This window comes from Cytobacillus depressus, from assembly GCF_008923245.1.
GTDB lineage: Bacteria > Bacillota > Bacilli > Bacillales > Cytobacillaceae > Cytobacillus > Cytobacillus depressus.
Genome location: NZ_WBOS01000001.1, coordinates 62373 through 84589, shown reverse-complemented (window position 1 = coordinate 84589; position 22217 = coordinate 62373). Strand labels below are relative to the sequence as shown.

21 protein-coding genes are annotated in these 22217 nt (G+C 39.6%); 19 read left to right on the top strand and 2 right to left on the bottom strand.

Going from position 1 to position 22217, the window contains the following annotated elements:
• Positions 1-195: 195 nt before the first annotated feature.
• The 11 genes from F7731_RS00350 (at position 196) to F7731_RS00300 (ending at position 12811) form a co-directional block, all read left to right on the top strand.
• Positions 196-501, top strand: a complete 306-nt coding sequence (locus tag F7731_RS00350) for a heterocycloanthracin/sonorensin family bacteriocin (protein ID WP_343032840.1) — start codon at positions 196-198, stop codon at positions 499-501.
• A gap of 181 nt (positions 502-682) precedes the next feature.
• On the top strand, positions 683-2644 hold the full coding sequence (locus tag F7731_RS00345) for a putative thiazole-containing bacteriocin maturation protein (RefSeq protein ID WP_151532788.1): 1962 nt from the start codon (positions 683-685) through the stop codon (positions 2642-2644).
• A complete protein-coding gene (locus F7731_RS00340) occupies positions 2641-4584 on the top strand; it encodes a TOMM precursor leader peptide-binding protein (RefSeq protein ID WP_151532787.1) in 1944 nt (647 codons plus the stop codon). The genes F7731_RS00345 and F7731_RS00340 overlap by 4 nt, the downstream gene beginning before the upstream one ends.
• Positions 4585-4599: 15 nt before the next feature.
• Positions 4600-6177, top strand: a complete 1578-nt coding sequence (locus F7731_RS00335; RefSeq protein WP_151532786.1) for a SagB family peptide dehydrogenase — start codon at positions 4600-4602, stop codon at positions 6175-6177.
• 250 nt (positions 6178-6427) lie between these two features.
• A complete protein-coding gene (locus F7731_RS00330; RefSeq protein ID WP_246197100.1) occupies positions 6428-6814 on the top strand; it encodes a hypothetical protein in 387 nt (128 codons plus the stop codon).
• The gene (locus tag F7731_RS00325) at positions 6804-7277 is read left to right on the top strand and encodes an endolytic transglycosylase MltG (protein ID WP_151532785.1); all 474 of its coding nucleotides are present in this window, start codon (positions 6804-6806) and stop codon (positions 7275-7277) included. Before F7731_RS00330 ends, F7731_RS00325 begins: the two co-directional genes overlap by 11 nt.
• A gap of 410 nt (positions 7278-7687) precedes the next feature.
• The gene (locus F7731_RS00320) at positions 7688-8548 is read left to right on the top strand and encodes a MurR/RpiR family transcriptional regulator (RefSeq protein ID WP_151532784.1); all 861 of its coding nucleotides are present in this window, start codon (positions 7688-7690) and stop codon (positions 8546-8548) included.
• Positions 8545-9687 carry a M20 peptidase aminoacylase family protein gene (locus F7731_RS00315; protein ID WP_151532783.1) on the top strand — a complete coding sequence of 381 codons (1143 nt, stop codon included), beginning with the start codon at positions 8545-8547 and terminating at the stop codon, positions 9685-9687. The genes F7731_RS00320 and F7731_RS00315 overlap by 4 nt, the downstream gene beginning before the upstream one ends.
• Positions 9684-10514 (top strand): GNAT family N-acetyltransferase, encoded by an 831-nt coding sequence (locus F7731_RS00310; protein ID WP_246197099.1) that lies wholly within the window; start codon positions 9684-9686, stop codon positions 10512-10514. The genes F7731_RS00315 and F7731_RS00310 overlap by 4 nt, the downstream gene beginning before the upstream one ends.
• A gap of 19 nt (positions 10515-10533) precedes the next feature.
• Complete coding sequence (menC, locus tag F7731_RS00305; RefSeq protein ID WP_151532782.1) at positions 10534-11640, top strand: o-succinylbenzoate synthase; 1107 nt, start codon at positions 10534-10536, stop codon at positions 11638-11640.
• A 91-nt stretch (positions 11641-11731) separates the two neighbouring features.
• A complete protein-coding gene (locus F7731_RS00300) occupies positions 11732-12811 on the top strand; it encodes a YkvI family membrane protein (protein WP_151532781.1) in 1080 nt (359 codons plus the stop codon).
• 113 nt (positions 12812-12924) lie between these two features.
• Here F7731_RS00300 and F7731_RS00295 read toward each other — a convergent pair whose 3' ends face one another.
• The gene (locus F7731_RS00295) at positions 12925-13662 is read right to left on the bottom strand and encodes an IclR family transcriptional regulator (protein WP_151532780.1); all 738 of its coding nucleotides are present in this window, start codon (positions 13660-13662) and stop codon (positions 12925-12927) included.
• A gap of 178 nt (positions 13663-13840) precedes the next feature.
• Here F7731_RS00295 and F7731_RS00290 point away from each other — a divergent pair, with 178 nt between their 5' ends.
• From F7731_RS00290 to F7731_RS00280, 3 genes are all read left to right on the top strand, one after another.
• Complete coding sequence (locus tag F7731_RS00290; RefSeq protein WP_151532779.1) at positions 13841-14713, top strand: dimethylarginine dimethylaminohydrolase family protein; 873 nt, start codon at positions 13841-13843, stop codon at positions 14711-14713.
• Between the two features lie 27 nt (positions 14714-14740).
• Positions 14741-15502 carry a dimethylarginine dimethylaminohydrolase family protein gene (locus tag F7731_RS00285; RefSeq protein ID WP_151532778.1) on the top strand — a complete coding sequence of 254 codons (762 nt, stop codon included), beginning with the start codon at positions 14741-14743 and terminating at the stop codon, positions 15500-15502.
• Between the two features lie 646 nt (positions 15503-16148).
• Positions 16149-17516, top strand: a complete 1368-nt coding sequence (locus F7731_RS00280; RefSeq protein WP_212031146.1) for an amino acid permease — start codon at positions 16149-16151, stop codon at positions 17514-17516.
• A gap of 121 nt (positions 17517-17637) precedes the next feature.
• Here F7731_RS00280 and F7731_RS00275 read toward each other — a convergent pair whose 3' ends face one another.
• Complete coding sequence (locus F7731_RS00275; protein WP_151532776.1) at positions 17638-17859, bottom strand: hypothetical protein; 222 nt, start codon at positions 17857-17859, stop codon at positions 17638-17640.
• 157 nt (positions 17860-18016) lie between these two features.
• On the opposite strand from F7731_RS00275, the gene F7731_RS00270 reads away from it, so the two are divergent.
• From F7731_RS00270 to F7731_RS00255, 5 genes are all read left to right on the top strand, one after another.
• On the top strand, positions 18017-18211 hold the full coding sequence (locus F7731_RS00270) for an IDEAL domain-containing protein (protein ID WP_151532775.1): 195 nt from the start codon (positions 18017-18019) through the stop codon (positions 18209-18211).
• Between the two features lie 199 nt (positions 18212-18410).
• Positions 18411-18566, top strand: coding sequence for a hypothetical protein (locus F7731_RS26280; protein WP_170289616.1), 156 nt, complete (start codon positions 18411-18413; stop codon positions 18564-18566).
• 115 nt (positions 18567-18681) lie between these two features.
• Positions 18682-19536 carry a nuclease-related domain-containing protein gene (locus F7731_RS00265; RefSeq protein WP_151532774.1) on the top strand — a complete coding sequence of 285 codons (855 nt, stop codon included), beginning with the start codon at positions 18682-18684 and terminating at the stop codon, positions 19534-19536.
• A 533-nt stretch (positions 19537-20069) separates the two neighbouring features.
• Complete coding sequence (locus F7731_RS00260) at positions 20070-21056, top strand: phosphotransferase (RefSeq protein WP_151532773.1); 987 nt, start codon at positions 20070-20072, stop codon at positions 21054-21056.
• Positions 21053-22054, top strand: coding sequence for a glycosyltransferase (locus F7731_RS00255; protein ID WP_151532772.1), 1002 nt, complete (start codon positions 21053-21055; stop codon positions 22052-22054). The genes F7731_RS00260 and F7731_RS00255 overlap by 4 nt, the downstream gene beginning before the upstream one ends.
• The last annotated feature ends 163 nt before the right edge of the window (positions 22055-22217 follow it).

The window sequence follows — 22217 nt, the reverse complement described above, 5'->3', positions numbered from 1 at the left end:
CTTTTTTAATCAACAAACGAGTAAACAAACAGCAACATCTTTATTCCGAAAATATAAATAGGCACTTGCTATGGGAACCATACCTAATCCTCGTTCATATTTTGTTGAGGAGAGTATAGGTGCGTTTACCTAAAAATTATGGCTAATATGTGATTCATTATTTTGCTAAACACCTATAAAAAAAAATAGGAGGCTATGCAAATGAATAATTTCCAAAGAGAACTCGAAATGATGCAACTCGGAGATTTCCGTACAAATGAGGCAATTCCTTGGGATCCAAATCTGGAGCCGACGGATAGAATTTTCGGTATGGGTTGTTTCGGTTTTGGTGGATTCGGTTCTTGTTTCGGTCTAGGTTTCGGTTTCGGTTCTTGTTTCGGTTTCGGTTCTTGTTTCGGCTTTGGTTGTGGATTCCGTTGTGGAGGTTGTGGGTTCCGTTGTGGAGGTTGTGGATTCCGTTGTGGCGGATGCGGTCGCTGCGGCGGAAGATGCTTTATTTAATCGTATTTTAGGTATCTACAAAATAACATGGTTACTCAATGGAGAAATTTCTGCCCCAGCATCAATTTTTGCTGGGGCATTTCTCTATAAGAGGAGACATATGGGACATATTGCGGTACATAGGGTAATAGTGAAAAGTTATTAGTGATTTAAGAACAGCTATCTGTAAGGAGGAGCAATGATGACGAGTGTAATCCCGTCTATGCGTTTGAAAGTGAAAAGGGACACGTTTGTTCTCCCTGTTCCAAACAGTGGAGTATATTTTCGGAACAACATATGTTCGTTTCAAATGGAAGGCAGTATGATCGATCAGTGGGTTGAAAAACTGTTGCCTATGTTCAACGGGGAGCATACGTTGGGAGAATTGACTAATGAATTGCCGAGTGCATACAGGGAGCGGGTCTTTGAAATTGCAGAAGTGCTTTATCGAAATGGGTTTGCAAGTGATGTGAGCCAAGATCATCCACATGAATTAACGGATGAAATTCTTAAAAAACATGCTTCTCAAATTGAATTTTTGAACAGTTTCGGCAATTCGGGTGCATACCGTTTTCAAACCTATCGTCAGGCTAAGGTTTTGGCAGTTGGCTCCGGCCCTATATTTGTTTCCTTAGTTTCCGCTTTGCTTGAATCTGGTTTGCCAAAGTTTCATGTGCTAATTACGGATTCGGTTAGGACCAATAGACAGCGAATAATGGAACTTGTGGAACATGCTCGTAAAACAGATCCCGAGGCAGCAGTAGAGGAGGTTATCTTGCAGGAGGGAGTGAATTCCTGGGAGAAGATTGTTCAGTCGTATGAATCAATTTTGTATATAACACAGGAGGATAACATAGAAGATCTCAGGGATATTCATAGGATTTGCAAGGTAGAAAAGAAACTATTTATTCCAGCTATATGTATACAACAGATGGGAATTGCAGGTCCTATAGTGCACCCAGGTTCTAGTGGATGTTGGGAATCTGCATGGAGACGAATACACAAATCTGTGCTTTCCAATGACCAGCTACTGACGACCTACTCGTCTACAGCAGGAGCGATGCTGGCAAATGTGATCGTGTTTGAATTGTTCAAAGAGTGTACAAAAGAGACAGAATCGGAACAGCATGATCAAATCTTTCTGCTTGACCTAGAATCGCTAGAAGGAAACTGGCATTCTTTCATACCACATCCGTTAGAAGCAGGTCGTGTGTCTGCCGAATGGGTTCATGATTTGGATTTGCGACTTCAAAGAAGCTTAAATAAAGAAGAGCCAAATAAATTACTTTTTTATTTCAGCCAATTAACATCAGCTGAATCAGGCATTTTTCATATTTGGGAAGAGGGGGATTTAAAGCAGATACCGTTAGCGCAGTGTCGGGTTCAGGCAGTCGACTTGTTGTCGGAAGGACCAGCTGAGCTGTTGCCAGAGATAATCGCAACTGGTTTGACACATGAAGAGGCACGGAGAGAAGCGGGATTGGCAGGAATCGAAGCGTATGTGTCACAACTGGATGATCTACTTCTTAGGTCTCTGCCTCCACATCCTGAAATAGCTGAACGTATATTAGAAAGAAAGGGATTTGTCGGAATTGGAACGGGGGAAACGATTGCGGAAGGTGTAGGACGCGGATTGCAAAGGTGTTTGGAAAAAAAGCTAAACAAGCAAGCGCTCCATAAAGAAATTTCTATCACTCGGGTAAACTTGGGTGAGATACATGATGAACGGTGCCGTTTTTATTTGCAGGCACTGACTACTATGCGGGGAGAACCGACAATAGGCTTAGGAGAAGAAATCTCCGGCTTCCCAGTTGTATGGATTGGTACGAATGGAAGCTGGTATGGCAGTGTAGGTTTGAACTACACAAGAGCGTTAAGGAACGCTCTGCAGCAGGCGCTTATGAAAGCACAAAATACCACGATGTTCCACACGGCACAGGCGTTGGAAGTATCGAGTGTGCTTCTTGAAGAAAGGAAGGTTCAAAGCATAAACATCCATGAGTGTGAAGTACCTATCGGATCCGATTTGCTAAATTCTGCAATAAAGACCTTAGAAAGTAACCATAAGCGCCTTCTAGTCATTGAACTTGAATCGGAACCTTTTTTGAAAGCGGGACTTGCGGGCGTGTTTGGTGTAATGTTACGAGAGGAGGAAAAAGTGTGAGTGCAGTAGTAGCAATAGTCGGAAGTGGATTGTTGGCAGACTATGTTTGCACAGAACTATCCACTCAAATTGAAGTTCTTCATCAAACTGATTTTGAGACAGAAGTGCCTGAAACTGCTAATTTGGTTCTTGTATTGCATGATACTTGGCATCCCTCCGTTCATCGAAAGGCAGAAGGGAAGTTGCGAATGGCCGGCATCCCTTGGCTACGAGGATTCGTTTCATTTGGTGAGGGGATCGTCGGACCACTTGTTTATCCAGATAAGCCTGGGTGCTCCCAGTGTGCGAATATAAGACGTCTGATGGCCGGACGGGACCGTGAAGAGATGTGGGAGATCGAGGATAGATTTGCGGAGAAAAGCGGAGAGTCGTCTGACCCTTGGGCATCGCAGACAGGCATTTTACAGATGGCACACCTTATTGCGGAAGAGGTTCAGAGCGTTTTGCAAGGTAATCAAGCTCGCTCTGAAGGTCGAATGTTCTTAATGAGTTTCAAATCACTTAAGAGTAAGTGGCATTCCTTTTTGCCTGATTCATTATGCCCGGTTTGTAGTCAAATACAAGACGATTCAGCTGAGGGGGCCAGAATAACTCTACAGCCTAGTCCAAAGATCAGCACCGGTAGTTACCGCTGCCGTTCAATGGATGATCTGAACAAAGTTTTGGCCACAGATTATTTGGATCATCGGACTGGTTTATTAAATGGAAAAATGTATGACATCTTAACGCCATTTGCCGATGTAGGTGTTAATTTGCCGTTATTCTCGGGTGATGAGGGAGTGGCCGGAAGGACTCTTTCCTATGCAGTAAGTGAGTCGACGGCAATTTTAGAGGGGTTGGAACGGTATTGCGGTATGACACCCCGTGGCAAACGGACAGTGATCCATGACAGTTTCCGTAATCTGCAGGATCGAGCACTAAACCCTCTCGAGGTAGGGGTACACGCAAAGGAACAATATATGAAGCCAGATTTTCCGTTCGAACCGTTTTATCCTGATCGCTCAATGAATTGGGTTTGGGGTTACTCGTTTTTGCAAGAGCGTCCGATTCTCGTTCCAGAGTTGCTTGCTTATTACAGTTTAGGCTGTGGTGACGGATTTGTCTATGAAACTTCTAATGGGTGTGCTTTAGGCGGGAGCTTGGAGGAGGCCATTTTCTACGGAATGATGGAAGTGGTGGAGCGTGACTCATTTCTGATGACTTGGTATGCGGAGCTATCACTTCCGCGTCTTGATCCTAATTCTGCAAACGATCAAGAATTGCAGTTGATGATCGAACGCGCACGGGCGGTTGCAGGATATGATTTATATTTTTATAATTCGACGATGGAAAATGGAATTCCAAGCGTTTTAGTGATAGCGAAAAATAGGAAAGAAAATGGTTTGAATATTATCTGTGCTGCAGGAGCACATTTGGACCCGGTCCGAGCTGCAAAGAGCGCTGTATACGAGTTGGCAGGTATGATGCTTACGCTTGATGGGGAATTTGAAGCGAAAAAAGAGAATTATGTGCGAATGCTGCAAGATTCTTCCCTAGTGCGGAAGATGGATGAGCATGGAATGCTGTACGGTTTACCTGAGGCAGAAGAGCGATTGAAGTTTTTGCTTGACGATAACCGGCCAATGAGAAGCTTTGCTGAAGAATTCAAATGGAAGTCAATGCATACAGACTTGACCGATGATCTTCAAGACATACTTCTTGAATTTCGCCGTTTAAATCTTGATGTGATAGTGGTGGATCAAACAACATCGGAAACGAATCGAAACGGATTGTTTTGTGTTAAAGTACTGATTCCGGGAATGTTGCCGATGACATTTGGACACCATCTTACCCGCATAACAGGGCTGGACAGAGTGTTAACGGTACCAATGAAACTTGGATACTCGAAGCAGAAGCTAACCTATGAACAACTCAATCCATTTCCTCATCCGTTTCCATAAGGGGTGGTTAGGAAGATGAATTTAGAGTCATTTCTGCACAATCTCCATTTTGACAATGAAAAGATAACTCCGCCGGACTGGGAAGCGGATTGGGGTGATGCACCTCTTGCGTATAAGGTTTACCGAGGATTACCTAAGGTTCCATTATCTTCAGAGATACCTCTAACGCTTGAAGGAACAGAAGTACCTGCAAAGCCTGACCTTCGCAAATTCGGACATTTCCTTTGGTATGTTTTCGGCCTTACCCAATTAAGCCAGTCAGTCTACACCTTAGATTCTTCAGAAAATAAGAGTGAACTAATGCAATCAAATAGGCGGTATGTTCCATCTGGAGGGGCGTTGTATCCAAACGAATTATACATCTATTTGAAGCTAGATGATCTTCCTGCTGGGATATACCATTATGATGTAGCACATCACAGCTTAGTGCTTTTGCGAGAAGGAAATTTTGATTCATATATAGCACGTGCACTTGGTAATCGCTGTGATATAGAAACTTGCTTCGGCACTGTTTTTGTGTCGACAATGTTTTGGAAAAATTTCTTTAAATACAATAATTTCGCCTATCGACTGCAAGGATTAGATGCTGGCGTACTAGTAGGACAGCTGCTGGAAGTATCGAAACGTTTTAGCTTCGAAACTGGATTATACTTCCAATATCTCGATCGGGCCCTCAACCATTTGCTTGGACTTACTGAACAGGAAGAGAGCGTATACGCTGTAATCCCGGTTTCGGTGGAAACTACAAACTGGTCAGCTAGTTTAAGTGACAGAGAAGGGGAGGTCTCTGCTCCAGAGTTATGGCGAGAGCTTACAGCTATTCAACATAGTTACATTCAACGTTCAAAGAGGGTCGCAGAGTATCCAATGGTAAAGAAGGTAAATGAAGCATCTATGCTTCAGTCAACGAATATGTTTCGGAAGATCCGGCCCAAGGAAACTCGGACTTGTGATGGTAATACTATTGCTCTTCCTCGCGAGAAGCGGTTGACATATGATCTAGCATTAGCTTGTAAAGAACGATTTTCACCAGACATGGATTTTGTATTGAGAAAGGTTACCAAGCCACAGCTGTCCACACTTTTGCAGGAGGCGTTCGCTTCCTTCTCCTATCGAAATGATTTAGATGTAACACATTCAAAAAACGAATCCCGCGTCTCGTTATTTATGTGCTTATATAATGTTGAAGGCATACCAAATGGTTCATACCAATATGATGAAACGGCTCATTCACTGCGAAAAGTAAATCACGGAGATCATCGATTTAAATTGCAAAACGCCATGATTAGTCATAATGTTAATTTGTTCCAAGTTCCAATATGCTTTCATATAGCGGGAGATAAGAACCACTTAGTAAAAGAACTTGGGTATAGAGGATATCGCATTCAGCAAATGGAGGCAGGAATGCTTACTCATCGATTGCTAATAGCGGCATCAGCCTTGGGGATGGGGGGACATCCGCTTCTCGGATTTGACGCCAAAGCATGTGATGAGATTTATGAGCAGGCTCTCTATGAAAAAACAAGCCTTATCCAAATTCCAATTGGAACCTATCGTGACCGAGCTTGGTTAAAAGGAAGTTTGCATAGTTAATTTAGGTGAAAAATACATTCATTAAAGGCTAAGCTACTCTCAAAAATTGGGTAGCTTATTTTTTTTATATAATCACTCCTATTGACCTACCTTGATAGGGTAGATTCTCATGATAAAATATTCGACCCACACATAATTTTGACATAAACCTATGACTATAGTTCTGTTTTATTTTTTTAAAATAGAATTCTCAAATCTATCATGTATAATATTGAAATGCAAGGCCATCAATTAGGTAAGGAGGTTTAGAATGATGGGATGGGCGTTAGCTATTTTATTTGGTGCAGCAGTGGTGCTGCTCATTTTATCGTTTTATAAATCGGGGCAATCTTCAACTAGACTTGAGCAACAAATCGATCAACTTACCTTCTCTTTAATGGAAGAAGTGTATCAGCTGCAGCAGCAAATGAAGGATCTCGAAATCGATGCTGAAATTACAGCGAAGGAAGGGGAAGCTTCTATCGTTCCTTTCGAGAAAAGGGTTCTGCTGCGGGAACTGATTGATTTACATAGACGTGGTTATTCATTTGAAAGCATTGCAGCTGAAAAGCAAATGAGTACGGAAGAGATCGAACAATTGCTTGCTTCCTATATAAAGAAAAGGGATGAAAGGGGCAAGGATGTGAATGACATCTAAATCAATGCGCAGCTTTGCCGGTGGATTAATTGTCGCGGCGACTTTGTGCGGAGCCGTCTATTTTAGTGGCCCGGCAAAAGCAACAACTAAGCAGACTGCGGAAAAACTTTCAAATGAAGAAATGAAAACTTTGCTCGCCGAGGAAGGCTATGTAATCTACTCGGAAAAAGAGTGGGATCAGCTTGAAGCAGAGAAGGAACCAGCAAAGGAAGCACCAAATAAAAATGAAGAAACGAAACAAGATGAAAATGTTATTTATCGTACTATTTTAAACGTTTCTTTAGGTATGACAAGCATTGATGTCGGGAGAAGTCTTGAGAAAGCAAAAATTATCGATAATGCAAGAGCTTTTTCTACCGAAGTTGAAAAACGAGGTTTATCAAGCAAATTAAAACCAGGTATATATGAAGTTGAATCTGGGATGAATATGGATCAAATTTTATCTGTTATGTTTAAAAAATAATGGGTAACAAATCAAAATGCACCTGAATCAGGCTGCATTTTTTTGTTTGTCTAGCTCCAGCGCCTACCCCCTCGAGGTCACAAGTCAATCCTCCCAGAAAGGTAAAGAACACCTTTCCGAGAGGCTCGTCTTGTGCTTGTCGGGGGTGAGCACAAAGGAAAGCTTCTGCGCATTATCATCGCAGGAACAATTGTCCTTTGATTGTTCCGAAGGCGCTTCCGCTTTTCTATCCTTAAATCAGTTTCGAACAATTTCCATTTTATATAACAATCTTTTTATCGGGAATTTTCAGAATTATTATTGTATACTTTGTCGAAATGTGTTATTTTTAAAAAAGCATTAGATGAAGTGTAAACTTCATTAATTACTAAATATTAAAGTCTTTACTTCAAATTTAAGAGGAGATTCTTATGGAGCTTAAAGAGGTCATCCATACATATTACCACCAGCTTTCAAAGGGACAGCAAAAGGTTGCGAATTATTTGCTGGAAAAGCCTAGAGAATTTGCGATTAAGTCTGCACAGGAAATTGGTACCGACGCTGGAGTGAGCGAAACGACCGTTATTCGGTTTTGTTACGCAATTAAACTATCAGGCTTTTCTGAGCTGCAGAAAAGAATCCGTGAACAACTTCTTTTTCAAGAAAGCAGTCTAGGCAATTATTATTCTTCAAAACTGGAGATTGCCGAGGAACCAAACTTTTTCACCCAAGTGATGGAAAAAGACCGAGAGCAAATTAAGGAACTGATTTCCCTTATTAATGAAGAGAAAATGAATCAGATGGTTGATCAGCTCGTGAAGGCGGATGGAATTTATATTGCAGGGATGGGCATTTCCTTTTCCGCGGCAAATTGGCTCGCTTTCACACTTGGATTAGTTAAAGATAATGTTAAGCTAGTCCGATCCGATACTGATGATATTCTATTTACGCTGAGCAGAATGGACAGCCAATCTGTCTTAATTGCTATTTCCTTTCATCGCTATTTAAAAGAAACGATAAAAATAGCCAAGTTGGCGAAGAGGCAAGGAGCGACCGTCGTTGGAATTACGGATACTCCACATTCACCAATAAGTGAATTTTCCGATATACTATTTCCAATTTTTCCTTATAAAAAATCGACGATTGACATGGCAACAGGTTTATTTTCTTTTTTAAACGCCGTAGTTGCCGGGGTAACCGTAACGAATTCAAACGGCTTTGAAAAACAAAAAGAACAATATGAAGAACTATTTCGAAATTATTTTTTCATCGAAGGAGGAGAAGTGAAATGAAAAATCTTCTTGAACAGCTAAGACCGACAATCGACTCCTTATTTGATCACTTCCACCAGCATCCCGAAGTAAGTTGGGAAGAGTTTAAAACAACTGAATTTATTCAAGCTTTTTTACAAAAAGAGGGTTTTCAGGTGCGGACATTTGACTGCACTGGCCTCGTTGCCGAAGTAGGGCACCCTGGGGATTTTTGTGTCGGCTTGCGAACAGATATTGATGCATTATGGCAAGAAGTGGATGGCGTTTATCAGGCTAACCATTCATGCGGTCATGATGCTCATATGACGATGATTATTGGAACGATGCTGCTTCTAAAGAAGTTAAACTTTCCATTTGAGGGGAAGGTAAAATTCATCTTCCAGCCAGCAGAGGAAAAAGGCACAGGCGCATTAAAAATGATTGAAAAGAATGTTATCGACAATGTTGACTATTTGTATGGCGTTCATTTAAGACCGGTGCAGGAGCTTGAAGATGGATATGCGATCCCTGCCATTTATCATGGAGCTGCCAAATTTATAACTGGTGAAATCATTGGCGAGGATGCGCATGGAGCAAGGCCCCATTTAGGGCAAAATGCGATCGAAGTTGGTGCTTCAATCGTTAATGAAATTAAGAGCATACATTTAGACCCAATGGTTCCGTATTCTGCGAAAATGACAAAATTCCATGCTGGCGGCGATTCAGGCAATATTATTCCGGGAAAAGCGTCATTTAGTCTTGATTTACGGGCACAATCGAATCAAGTCATGAATGAATTAACCGAAAAAATTTACAGCATTTTTGAGAATGTAAGCCGCATGTACGATGTGAAAATTACATCTGAGACAAAGGCGAGTGTAGCGGCGGCTGAGGTGGATTTGGATGCGTTGGAATTTATGAAGCAAGCCATTATTGATACTTTAGGTGAAAACGGATTAAAAGAGCCAGTCGTTTCATCTGGTGGGGAAGATTTTCACTTTTATACGTTAAAAAAGCCAAGTGTTAAAGCGACGATGCTCGGTCTCGGATGCGGCCTCACACCAGGGCTTCATCATCCGAATATGACGTTTAACCATGAAGCGATGTATGCTGGTATAGAAATTTTAGCAAAAACGATCATCAACACATTTGCTAAACAACAAGAAGGTGAACGAAAATGAAATATGAAATACGACCTTTATACAGCAACAATGAAATGAAGCAAGTGCAGAAACTTGAAGAAGAAGTTTGGCACATGAGTGCGATACCGATTCATCAAACAATTACAGCTGTAAAAAACGGCGGCATTATGCTAGGTGCTTTTGATCAAGATAAATTAGTTGGTTTCAGCTATGGATTTACTGGCTTCGATGAAAAACAAACGTATCTTTGCTCTCACATGCTTGGTATTCACCCCGATTACCAGGATCAAGGAATTGGTGCTAAATTAAAAGAGGCACAAAAAAGAGCAGCTGCCGAGAAAGGCTATGAACTGATCATTTGGACATTCGACCCGCTTGAAAGCAGAAATGCCTATCTCAATATGAATAAGCTCCGCGGCATCTGTTCCACTTATTTCGAAAATTGCTACGGGGAAATGGAGGACGGCCTGAATAAAGGGCTGGCAACAGATCGCTTTAAAATCGATTGGTGGATTAACAGTGACCATGTAGCAAATAACGAAACGATTGACGAAATTCTTTCGTTGGAAGGAACTCATCTTTTTAGCTGGGAGACTGTGAACAATGGATTGCCGAAATTAGGTGATATTGATCAAGGTTTAGCTGCCTTTTCTGAAAGTAAGCTGCCGTTATTAGTACCTGTTCCAGTTAATTTTCAAGATTTGAAAAAAGCGGATCATGACCTCGCTATTGATTGGCGATTAAAGACAAGAAGGATTTTTCAGCAGCTATTCAAAACGGGCTATGCAGTAGTTGCTTTGCAAAAAACAACTCAATTGCCTGTCCATTATTATGTTTTAACAAAGCTTGAATCATTAAATATTTGATTAGGAAGGGTTGATATCCATGAAATTAAAAGAAGTTACGTTACGACATTTAAAAATGCGAATGAAATCTCCATTTACAACTAGCTTCGGGACGATGCAAGATCGGGATTTCATTTTACTTGAAGCTAAGGATGAGAACGGAAATAGCGGTTGGGGAGAATCGGTTGCCTTCCATTCACCTTGGTATAATGAAGAAACTTTAAAAACGAATTGGCATATGCTAGAGGATTTTATTATTCCAGAATTATTGAATAGAGAAATTAGCCACCCTAATGAGGTTTCTGACATCCTTTCTTATATTCGCAAAAATAATATGGCAAAATCCACCATTGAGGGAGCGGTTTGGGATCTTTATACTCAAGACCAGGGAATTTCATTAGCGAAGGCCCTTGGTGGAGAAAAGTCAAAAATTGAAGTCGGCATTAGTATTGGCATCCAAAATACAGTCGATGATCTACTTAAATTAATTGATGAGTACGTAACAGAAGGCTATAAGCGTATGAAAGTAAAAATTAAGCCAGGCTGGGATGTAGAGGTAATGAGGGAAGTAAGAAAGCATTTCCCGAATGTGTCTTTAATGGCCGATGCTAATTCCGCATACCGCTTGGAAGATATTGACCGTCTGCGTGCTTTAGATGAATTTGATCTTATGATGATTGAACAGCCGCTAGCATCCGATGATATTATCGATCATGCGACTCTTCAAAAGCAAATAAGCACACCTGTTTGCTTAGATGAAAGTATTCATTCATATGAAGATACTCGTAAAGCCATTGAATTAGGAAGCTGCAAAATTATTAATATTAAAATCGGCCGTGTTGGCGGCTTAACAGAGTCAAAGCGGATTCATGACCTTTGTAAGCAACACGATATTCCTGTCTGGTGTGGCGGCATGCTTGAGTCAGGGATCGGAAGAGCTCATAATATTGCCCTTACTACTTTAGATAATTTTATTTTGCCTGGTGATACGGCTGGATCTTCGCGTTATTGGGACAAAGACATTATTGACCCTGAGGTAGTTGTGAAGGATGGCTTCATTACCGTTCCAGATGTCCCTGGGATTGGATATACTCCGAACAGAAAGACGATTAAACAATTTACAGTAAGCGAAAAAACCTTTTCATAATGATGTTAAAAGGGATGAAGCGCCGTTTATTTTTTCGCTTCCTCTCTTTTTTAAATAATTATCAAAAAATTCAATCTTGGTGGAGGCATTTATGAAAAAAAGCATTCAAATGGCAGGTGCATATATCGGAACGGTTATTGGAGCCGGTTTTGCTTCTGGACAGGAAGTTTTGCAGTTTTTTACAAGCTTTGGATGGTTAGGATTTTTCGGCGCGATCTTGGCAACCTTACTATTTGCTTTTTTAGGAATGAATATTATTCAAATTGGTAGCCGTCTTCAAACTGATTCACATAAAGACGTCGTGTATAATATTTGCGGTAAATATCTTGGGTTAGCGGTAGATTTTATCATTACTTTCTTCTTATTTGGAGTAGCTGTTATTATGTTTGCGGGTGCAGGTTCAACTTTTGAACAGCAATTTGGCATTCCAAGTGCAGTAGGAAGTTTAATTATGGTGTTATTAACGATTGCAACTTGCTTCTTTAATGTAGAAAAAGTCCTAAATATTATTGGAAGTATAACTCCGGCATTACTCGTGTTAGTCTTGCTGATCGCTGCTTATGCTTTATTTACAATGGATACTACCTTTGCAGAGCTTAACAAATTGGCTCATGGGCAACAATCAGCTGCCTCTAACTGGTTTCTTTCTGGCTTATTGTATGTTTCATTTAACATCACTTGTGCGATTCCGATGCTTGCAGTAATGGGCGGAACAACAAAGAACAGGAAGGTAGCCGGAATGGGCGGTATTCTTGGCGGTATCGGTTTAGGTCTTATGCTTATTCTAATTAATGTTGGGATGTATACAAGACTCGATGCAGTTGGAAGCCTAGATATTCCAATGCTTTACTTAGCTAATGAAATTTCACCAGTTGTCGGAATTTTCATGTCGATCGTCCTGTTGGCGATGATTTTCAACACAGCAGTAGGGATGCTTTATGGATTTGCGGTACGCGTGATGAAGCCTGGAACGATGAAATTTAAAGGATTAGTTACAGCGCTTGGATTTGCAGGTTTTGCAGCAAGCTTCGTAGGTTTTACGAAACTTGTAGGAACATTATATCCAATTACAGGTTACCTTGGCTTCGCTTTAATCGCAGCGGTTATTGTAGCTTGGGTTAGAGGAAAAAGAAAATCTAATCATGAACAATTAGAAACAAAAGCATCATAATCAAAAAACCTTTCCGAGTGTTAATAGCTTGGAAAGGTTTTTTTAATATTTAGTTTAAATGCCTGAAATTTGTTTGCTAGAAAAACTTGGTGTATACCAAGTTTCCCCTATACCTACCGTCTCGCCCCTAATTTGGCTGAGACCCGTTTGCCCGTTTCGATTACCTTATGGATTAGAAAATTATGCCTTTCTTGCGTGACATTGAAATTAACATAGCCAATACTAATGGAACCTATTAAATCATTCCATTGGTTAAAGATTGGTGCAGCAACCGAAGAGGTTCCTTCCGTTCTTTCATCATGGCTAATGCTATATCCTTGTACCTTTGTCATTTGCATGGTGTATAAGAAGCTCTCTTTTTCTTTCTCCTCTACAAGTGAATTCACGATATTTAACATCTCTTCTTTGGGTATGTGAGCGAGTATGACCTTATTGGCGGCACCCACATTCATTGGGATGCGAATTCCTAATTGATCGTATATCCGGATGTTATTAGTTGGGCAATCGATTCTCTCAGCGACAATGGACTCTAATCCAATAGGCTTACTAAAATAGATACTCTCTTCGGCATCAAGCATCAATTTTTCCATTTCTGGACGAATTAATGTCACGAAATCAAAGCTGTCATAAAGCTTCAAGCCAAATTCAAGCCACGTATTACCAAGTGAGTACAGCTTTGAATTAGGGTCTTGTTGAACAAGGCCATGTTTTTTCATCGCTTGTAAAAGCCTGTGCATCGTACTGGCAGGCAAATCACATTCCTTCGATAAATCAGTAATGGACAGCCACATTTTGTCCTGATTTTTTGATAAAGCCTCCGTAACCTGCATCGCGCGGTCAATCGTTTGCATAATGGGATCACCTATTCTATGTTTATAGTTTTATTTTACAGTAAACATCTAGGAAACGAAAATATTCCCTCAATTCGAAAAATATTGACAGGGGGCTTTTTCTACTATACTATCATATTATAAAATTCCTTTGAAAGGAATGTGATTCCGTTATACGGAAAATGAGGAGGGAGACTGAATGGATTACTGTCAATCGATGTACAAACAACTTCGAAAAGTGATCGTCAAACATCCAAACGATGCTTTTATAAGTCAAGAACATTTACAAGTAGAATGGAAGCGATATAACTACATAGAAGAACCTAATTTCGCTGAGGCGCTGCTGGAATATGAACAGTTTCTTGGAATTCTCCGCGAACATGTCGAACAGATTGTATTTTTACCTGCATCAAAGGATGTTGGTTTGGATTCCCTTTATGCTCATGATCCTGTCAAATTTACTGGGAAAGGGGCCATAATTTTAAAATCAGGAAAAAAATTACGTCAGAATGAAGCAACTGTTTATAAAAAGTTTCTTCAAGAGAAGAATATCCCTATTATCGGGGAACTGACTGGTGAAGCAGTGGCTGACGGAGGAGATCTCGTTTGGCTAGATGATCGTACGCTTGTTGTCGGCAGAGGATATCGGACAAATGATGAAGCTATTCGACAAATTAAGGAAATGACAAAGGATTTAGTGGATGAGTTTATCGTTATTCAGCTCCCGCATGATCAAGGGGAGGCGGAATGTCTTCATTTAATGTCATTTATAAGTATGGTCGATCACGATCTTGCTGTCGTCCATTCAAGATTAATGCCCGTCTTCTTTAGACAACTGCTAATTGAACGCGGCATTCAATTAATCGAAGTGCCAGAAGAAGAATACCATCGTCTTGGCTGTAATGTGTTAGCTTTGGCACCAAGAGTTTGTATGATGGTTTCTGAAAACCCTTCCACAAAGCAACAATTAATCGATGCAGGAGCAACTGTTTACGAATATAAAGGCCATGAAATCTCATATTTAGGAACTGGCGGACCAACTTGCCTAACGAGTCCTGTCATTCGAAATTAATAATTAACAAGTTTAGGAGGAAAAGAAATGTTTAAACATACGATTGTAAAAACACCTGGAGAAAGCTATATCAATGGATTAACGACATCAGACCTTGGCACCCCTAATTACGAAAAAGCACTAGAGCAGCATGAAGCATATAAAAGCGCTCTTAAAAAGTGTGGAGTAGAAGTCCATGAGATGCCAAAGAACAATGATTTCCCTGACTCCACTTTTGTTGAGGATACAGCTGTACTTACACCAGAATTCGCTGTAATCTCTAATCCAGGTGCGGCAACACGAAACCTTGAGATTATTGAAATGGAGCCAGCTATTAAAGAGTTTTATGAGAAGTATTATTACATTAAATCTCCTGGCTTCCTTGATGGCGGGGACGTATTACAGGCTGAGGATCATTTTTATATCGGCTTATCCGAACGCACGAATTTAGAGGGGGCCAAGCAATTAAAGGAAATTTTAGAATCGGAAAACTATAAAGCTACTATCGTGCAACTAGAAAAATTCTTCCACTTAAAAACGGGCATTTCTTATTTAGGCAATCAAACAATGGTTGTTGCTGGAGAGTTTATTAATCATCCAGACTTTGAATCGTATAAGAAAATCGTCGTTCCTGCAGAGGAAGAGTATGCGGCTAACTGTATTAAAGTGAATGACTATGTGATCATTCCAGCGGGTTATCCGCAAACGAAGGCGCTTATTAATGATGCGGGCTATCAAACGATTGAACTAGACATGTCAGAATTCCGTAAATTAGACGGAGGGCTAAGCTGCTTATCATTGCGGTTTTAATAGAAAAGATTAGAATTCATTAATAAAATAGAGGTCTTGACAAGGTTTGAAAATGTTGATCACTACCCTGGCTATTTCATCGTTTTGACGGCCAAGGTCTCTCTTGAAGGACATACTAAGGTGTTTTTCGCATAATTCATGTCCTATAAACCATCGTTAAAGGACATGTTTAAGTGTTTTCGTACAATCAATGTCCTTTAAACCATCGTTAAAGGACATGTATAGAGGTTTTCGCCCAATTCATGTCCTATAAACCATCGTTAAAGGACATACTTAAGTGTTTTCGCACGATCTATGTCCTTTAAACCACCGTTAAAGGACATGTTTAAGTGTTTTCGCCCGATTCATGTCCTTTAAACCACCGTTAAAGGACATGTTTAGAGGTTTTCGCCCGATTCATGTCCTATAAACCATCGTTAAAGGACATACTTAAGTGTTTTCGCCAATCAATGTCCTTTAAACCATCCTTAAAGGACATACTTTCAACAATGAGGGGAGCGCAGACTAACAAATGTTTCTCATCTCATTGTAGCTTGCGTCATGTTAGGCGGAATGTTAAAAAATTCGCAAATATTAATTGCTTATATAGAAGGGTGTGAGTCTATTGGTCAAGCAGGAATTACAGGATAATCAATTGAATCGGTCGATGAAGAGGCGGCATTTATTTATGCTTTCCCTTGGAGGAGTGATCGGAACAGGCTTGTTCTTAAATGCCGGATATACCATTAATCAGGCAGGTGCAGGCGGTGCATTAATCGGGTACATATTTGGGGGATTAATTTTGTACCTTGTCATGGTGTGCTTAGGGGAGCTTGCTGTTTATATGCCTGTTACCGGATCGTTTCAAACATATGCAAGCAAATTTGTGAGTCCTTCAGCAGGCTTTGCTTTAGGATGGATGTATTTCATCGGTTCAGCGACAACTGCAGGAGTGGAATTTACGGCTGCGGGGATTGTCATGCAGCGCTGGTTTCCGGATGTGTCCATTTGGATTTGGTGTGCACTATTTATTGTCTTATTGTTCTCATTGAATGCGCTTACAACTAGAGGATTTGCGGAAGCGGAATATTGGTTTGCCGGGATTAAAGTCGTCGCCGTGTTATTCTTTATTGTTATTGGCTTTGCCGCTATTTTTGGCATCATTCCGCTTACTGATCGTCCAACACCTATGTTTCAAAATTTAGCTCCAGCAGGATTATTTCCAGCAGGCATAGCCATCCTTTTCGTCACAATGATGAATGTAATATTTTCGTATCAAGGCTCAGAGCTAATCGGAATCGCGGCAGGGGAAAGTGAAGAACCGGAAAAGAATATTCCTCGTGCCATTCGAAATGTACTTGTTCGAATCGTTGTTTTCTATATTTCTTCTATTATCGTATTGTCTGCAATTTTTCCATCTACTGAATTGGGATTATTAGAAAGCCCATTCGTTACCATTATGGATTTGGCAAGAATTCCATATGCGGCGGACATTATGAACTTTGTCATTTTAACAGCGATTCTTTCTGTCGGGAACTCATGTCTTTACGCATCTACTCGTTTGCTTTGGGCGATGGCACGAGAAGGAATGGCGCCGAAACGCTTTGGCACACTTTCGAAACGAAAAGTACCATTTGCAGCACTCGTATTTACAATGGTATTTTCATTGCTTTCGTTATTAACAAGTGTGGTAGCAGCCGATACGGTATTCGTTTTATTAATGTCAATTGCAGGTATTTCTGTAACTATATCATGGATCGGTATTGCTCTTTCGCAGTTGATGTTCAGACGGAAATATATCCAGGCCGGCGGAAAATTAGAAGATTTGAAGTATAAAGTTCCGTTTTATCCACTAGTTCCAATCATATGTATCGTATTTTGTGTAGGAATTCTATTGTTTTTAGCATTTGACCCAACACAGCTTGTTGGATTATTGATTGGAATTGGCTTTTTAGTCGCATGTATCTTGTATTATCGCTTTAGAATTTCGAAAAATAGCAATATTCCCCCGAACCAAGAAACAAAATCAATTTAGGTAGCTGAAATTAAAGACATCCTCTCAATGGTAGAGTGGATGTCTTTTTTTTGTGGGACGACCTGCGTAAAAATTCAGCGCTATTTCAAAAAGACTTACAATGAAAATCATGTCCTCATACTTATGAAGTCTTTTTCTGCTGTTCATTTTTTTCGACGAGTGACCCTCTTTTGATCCAATATTGAAAGCTATCCATAGGAAACACACCTCTGCAGTCAGGATTTTGCATTTGCACGATGACGCTTCCTGTAGTAACTTCTAAAATCCTCAAACTTTCCGATTTTGCCAAATTGGGGATAAAGCAGCTTTTCATTTCAAATTCCATATTATTGTACAAATTCATTTCTTCCACTTCCTCAATGAATTATCTATATTCTTCCATATATTCCCCTCTCGCTTCCTTTTTATCCAGAAATTGATCAGCTTTATTTTTGTTAAAGAGATTGAATTATCTAAAAATTACTGTTAAAATAGAAAAAAGGTCAAGGAGTTGATTTTCAATGGAAAAGCATTTACTAAATTCACCTAAACACTTAGAAGAGTCAATGGATGAAATTCTTGCCGAGCAGTTTTTAACCAACGCCTTGCTGACATTTCGGAGAAAGCAACTTAAAGTCGAAATCGATAAAACCTTAGCCGAGAGAAATAAAGAGAAGTTTTTGCGCTTAACTGAAGAACTAAAGAGTATTTCATAGAGTAGACAAAGGCTGCTATCTAAAGGATAAGCAGCCTTTAATTTTGATGTGGAGGGGATAATGAATGACTGAATTAGCGCTTTTTATTTCAAAAGAGGCAGCCAGGAAGCTACGTGAAATGCTTGAAGCTCGAATAGGGCAATCGGTTAGGCTGAAAGCTCATCCAACAGGTGAATGCTGAGGGAATGTTGAATTTACATTGTCTCTGGATGAGGCAAGAGATACAGACTACCAGATGATGATTGATCAAATTCCTATTCTTATGGATCGGCATTCAGCGGTGTTTATATTCAAAACATTATGTGTTTCTGTCGATGAGAGAGGGGGATTTGTGATTGTTGATCGGCTCTTGTAAAAAAAGAATGAAATGATAAGATTAATTGAGTACTTTAAAGGATGTGAGAGAATTCATTATAAAATCTCGTTTTGAACCGGAAGAGTTAAAGTTTCTAAAATGCTTAAGATGGAGAATGAATTTATCGGAAAAGGATTTGAATAACCTTACTAATCTTGAAAAGGGCTATGAAGGTGAGCTGCTATTTGACAAATGGGTAGAAGCTCTATCGGGTGATTGGCTCATTCTAAATGATTTATTACTTGAAAGCAATAATACTGAATTTCAAATTGACTCGTTATGGATCTCCCCAGAGACAATTTATCAGTTCGAGGTAAAAAATTACGATGGTGATTTTTATATCGAAGGTGATAAATGGTTTTCCCAATCAGGAAAAGAAATCAAAAATCCGATAAACCAATTGGAGCGCAGTGAATCCTTACTTCGAAGACTGCTCCAAGACTTTGGTGTAAAAACCCCAATAAAATCCTTCGTTTGCTTCGTCAACCCCGAATTCCATCTATATCAAGCTCCGAGTAACCTGCCAATTATTTTTCCAACTCAGTTTTCAAGATTTATGAAAAAATTGTCTATGAGCCCTCCAACGATTCAGAAAGGGTATGTAAAGCTTGCTGAAAAATTAGTAGCTGCTCATATTAAAGAGTCACAATACAAGCGTGTTTATGAATATCGGTTTGAGGATTTGAGAAAAGGTGTTACCTGTACTCGCTGCAATTCCTTTTTGATTAACTTAAAAGTAGACGTTTTCATATGCAAAAATTGCGGAGAAGCCGAAAGGGTAAAACCGGCAATTTTAAGAAACGTGGAGGAATTTACTCTTCTTTTTCCCAAGAGGAATATTACAACAAGTGCCATTCATGAATGGTGTAACGGGTTAAAGACAAAAAGAACTATCCGTCGAATTCTTCTGGAAAACTACACCCTGATAGGAAACCGCAAAAATAGTTATTTTATTAAAAATCCAAAGTAGTTAATGCTGTTATTAATGTTTAAAAGGTTTAGTTAAGGACCAATTATCACCTGAAACAGGAAGTTCTGTTCTTTTAAAGGACATAATTCGTGGAAAATAAGAAACAGTGTCCTTTAACTGCGATTTAAAGGACATAAAAATACAGGGAAAATGAATCTATGTCCTATAACTGTGATTTAAAGGACATAGGCATGTGGGATAAAAGAAACAGTGTCCTATAACGGGGTGTAAAAGGACATTAAATGGCGGAATTCGCGAATCTATGTCCTTATCAGATTTTAAAAAGACATAAAAATCAAGAATTCAAGAAAATTTTTCCTTTAGAGGGGTTTTAACGAACGCCAAAGGGGAGAGAATTCATATCCAGTCTTCCTCTAGTTAGTAATACCTATTTTCTCTTAAAATTAATTACTTCCATGGTACAATGAATAAAAACATAGGGTATTTAATACGTTATACCTAGTACGAAATACCGTAATTCTTTTAGTTTACTGCGTTCAATGAAGATTATTATATAGAAGGGGTTATACCATTTGTTTAGATCTGCCGTAAAGCCTGATGGCAAATTAAATCAAGCTGTCATACATAGGAAGGAAAATATTTACCTGGGGATGAACGGGCGCTATGTCGAGCGATTTTATTTGAACCCCACAGAAAGTTACATTTATAAACCGTTAACGAACGAAGCACAGATGGGGAAAGAGGTTTGGATGTATCATCATTTGTTGTTAAATCTCCCTCCGATTTTTCCGAAAATAGTCGCTTATTCCATTGATGAAAGTAGCGATCAAAATTGGATCATTTTTGAGGATCTTGGAGCGATTCAGCATCAATTTAATAAGGAATTAGCGGTGAATGTGATTAATTTGATGACAGCCTGGCACTCATTACCACCTGAAATTCTAATCAATCATTCTTTAAAAGGTCCGAAGCCTCCAATCGAGGAGATCGTTGAATTTCTTTTTTTGAACAAAAATAAGGTGGAGGATGTTATAGCTCAACATCATATCCCAGATCAATTGCTCAATACCATCTTTACAATGCTGGATAGACATGAATTTCCTAACAAACAGGTTATTTCCCATGGAGATTTACATCAAGGAAACTACGGAATGGCAGGGGAGAGAGTCGTGATTCTAGACTGGGAGCACGCTCATGTAAACTCTCCTTATTGGGATTTATACCATCTCCTTGATATTTCCCACCCTGATTTTTCAAAAGAATTGAATAAGGAATGGCGAAATCAGCTGCTAGATCATTATCTTGATAAAATGAATTTCCCGAGTAAAATGAAATTAAGATTTCATTTCAAGCAAATGTATTATTTGTTTTCAGCTGCATTCTCGATATGGATGTTATTGTTAATTCAGAACGATCTGGAGAAAAATGCAGCAAAATGGTCAAAAGAACGATTAACTAGGCAAAAAACTGAAACGATTTCTAACCTAATTCAGTGCGGAGAAGAACTTGATGAGGAAAAATTAAATAAATTCACGAAAGAAGAGGAGGTTTATTTGTGACAAAGGTTGGATTAGTGATGAGAAAGATTCAATTTACAGAGGCACAAGGTCCGCGCATTTTTGCAGATCGTCTAAAAGCAATTGGAAAGGAATTAGGAGTTGAAATCGTATTCATTTCTCCAGAGCGCCATGTGAGCGGATATGATTGGCTTCCCGGCTATGAACATGAAAAAGGTGACCTCGTTAACTATGACATCGTATTGGACCAAATTTATTCACAAAAAATAGATCATGTCATTTATACGGTCTCCGGTTTTGCATATTTAAAGATGTTTTTGAAAAACAGTGTGTTATTTCCACATAGTTTTCCGGACCCAGCTTTAACAGGTTATGAAATGATGAAGCCATTTTACACAATTGTAGACAAAGCGATTGTACAAACGGAATTTTTAAAAAAGGAAATGGCCCGTCATTTTGGTGTGGAGGATGTAACAGTTATCCCAATTGGATTTAATGAAACCCTTGCTAAAACTTATTATGATCCGAGTCAAGTTGTTGATAACCGGATTCTTTGGATAGGGCGGGACGAAGAGAATCGTCGCCCGGATCTCGTTTTAGAATATGCGCGCAGAAATCCCGATAAAGAGGTATTTATGGTATTCGGCGGGGAACGGTACCGCGAAAGCATGAAAAAATATGATGTTCCAAATAATGTGAAGCTACAATTTGCGCTGTCACAGGAAGAAGTTTTCACCCTTATGAATTCCGCCAAAGTATATTGGAGCTGCTCCAAATTTGATACATTTGCGATGCCGTTAACGGAAGCATTGGCTATGGGGAAAATCGTAGTTAAACCCGAACATCCATGCTATGACCATATTAGTGCAAGGCACTCTTTTTCCGGAAATGAAAAAAATTGGTTTGAACTCGTCAACATGGCGGCTTCAGTCCCGATAAAGACATCAAGCGAAAATCGGGACTACGCGTTTGAATCCTTCTCAACCTCAGTCATGAAAGAAGGATATCGTAAGTTTTTTGCGAAGTGGCTAATACATTAAAACGGCATACCTAGATGAAAAGCCAATAATCAAAGTTGAAGGACTTTAATTGTTGGCTTTTTATAATTTCAAATGTATTAAAGAGGCTGAAAAATCATCGAAGAAATAAGATAGTATATTCCACATCTTTAATAACCTCTCCTATAATTATACAATTTTGAAA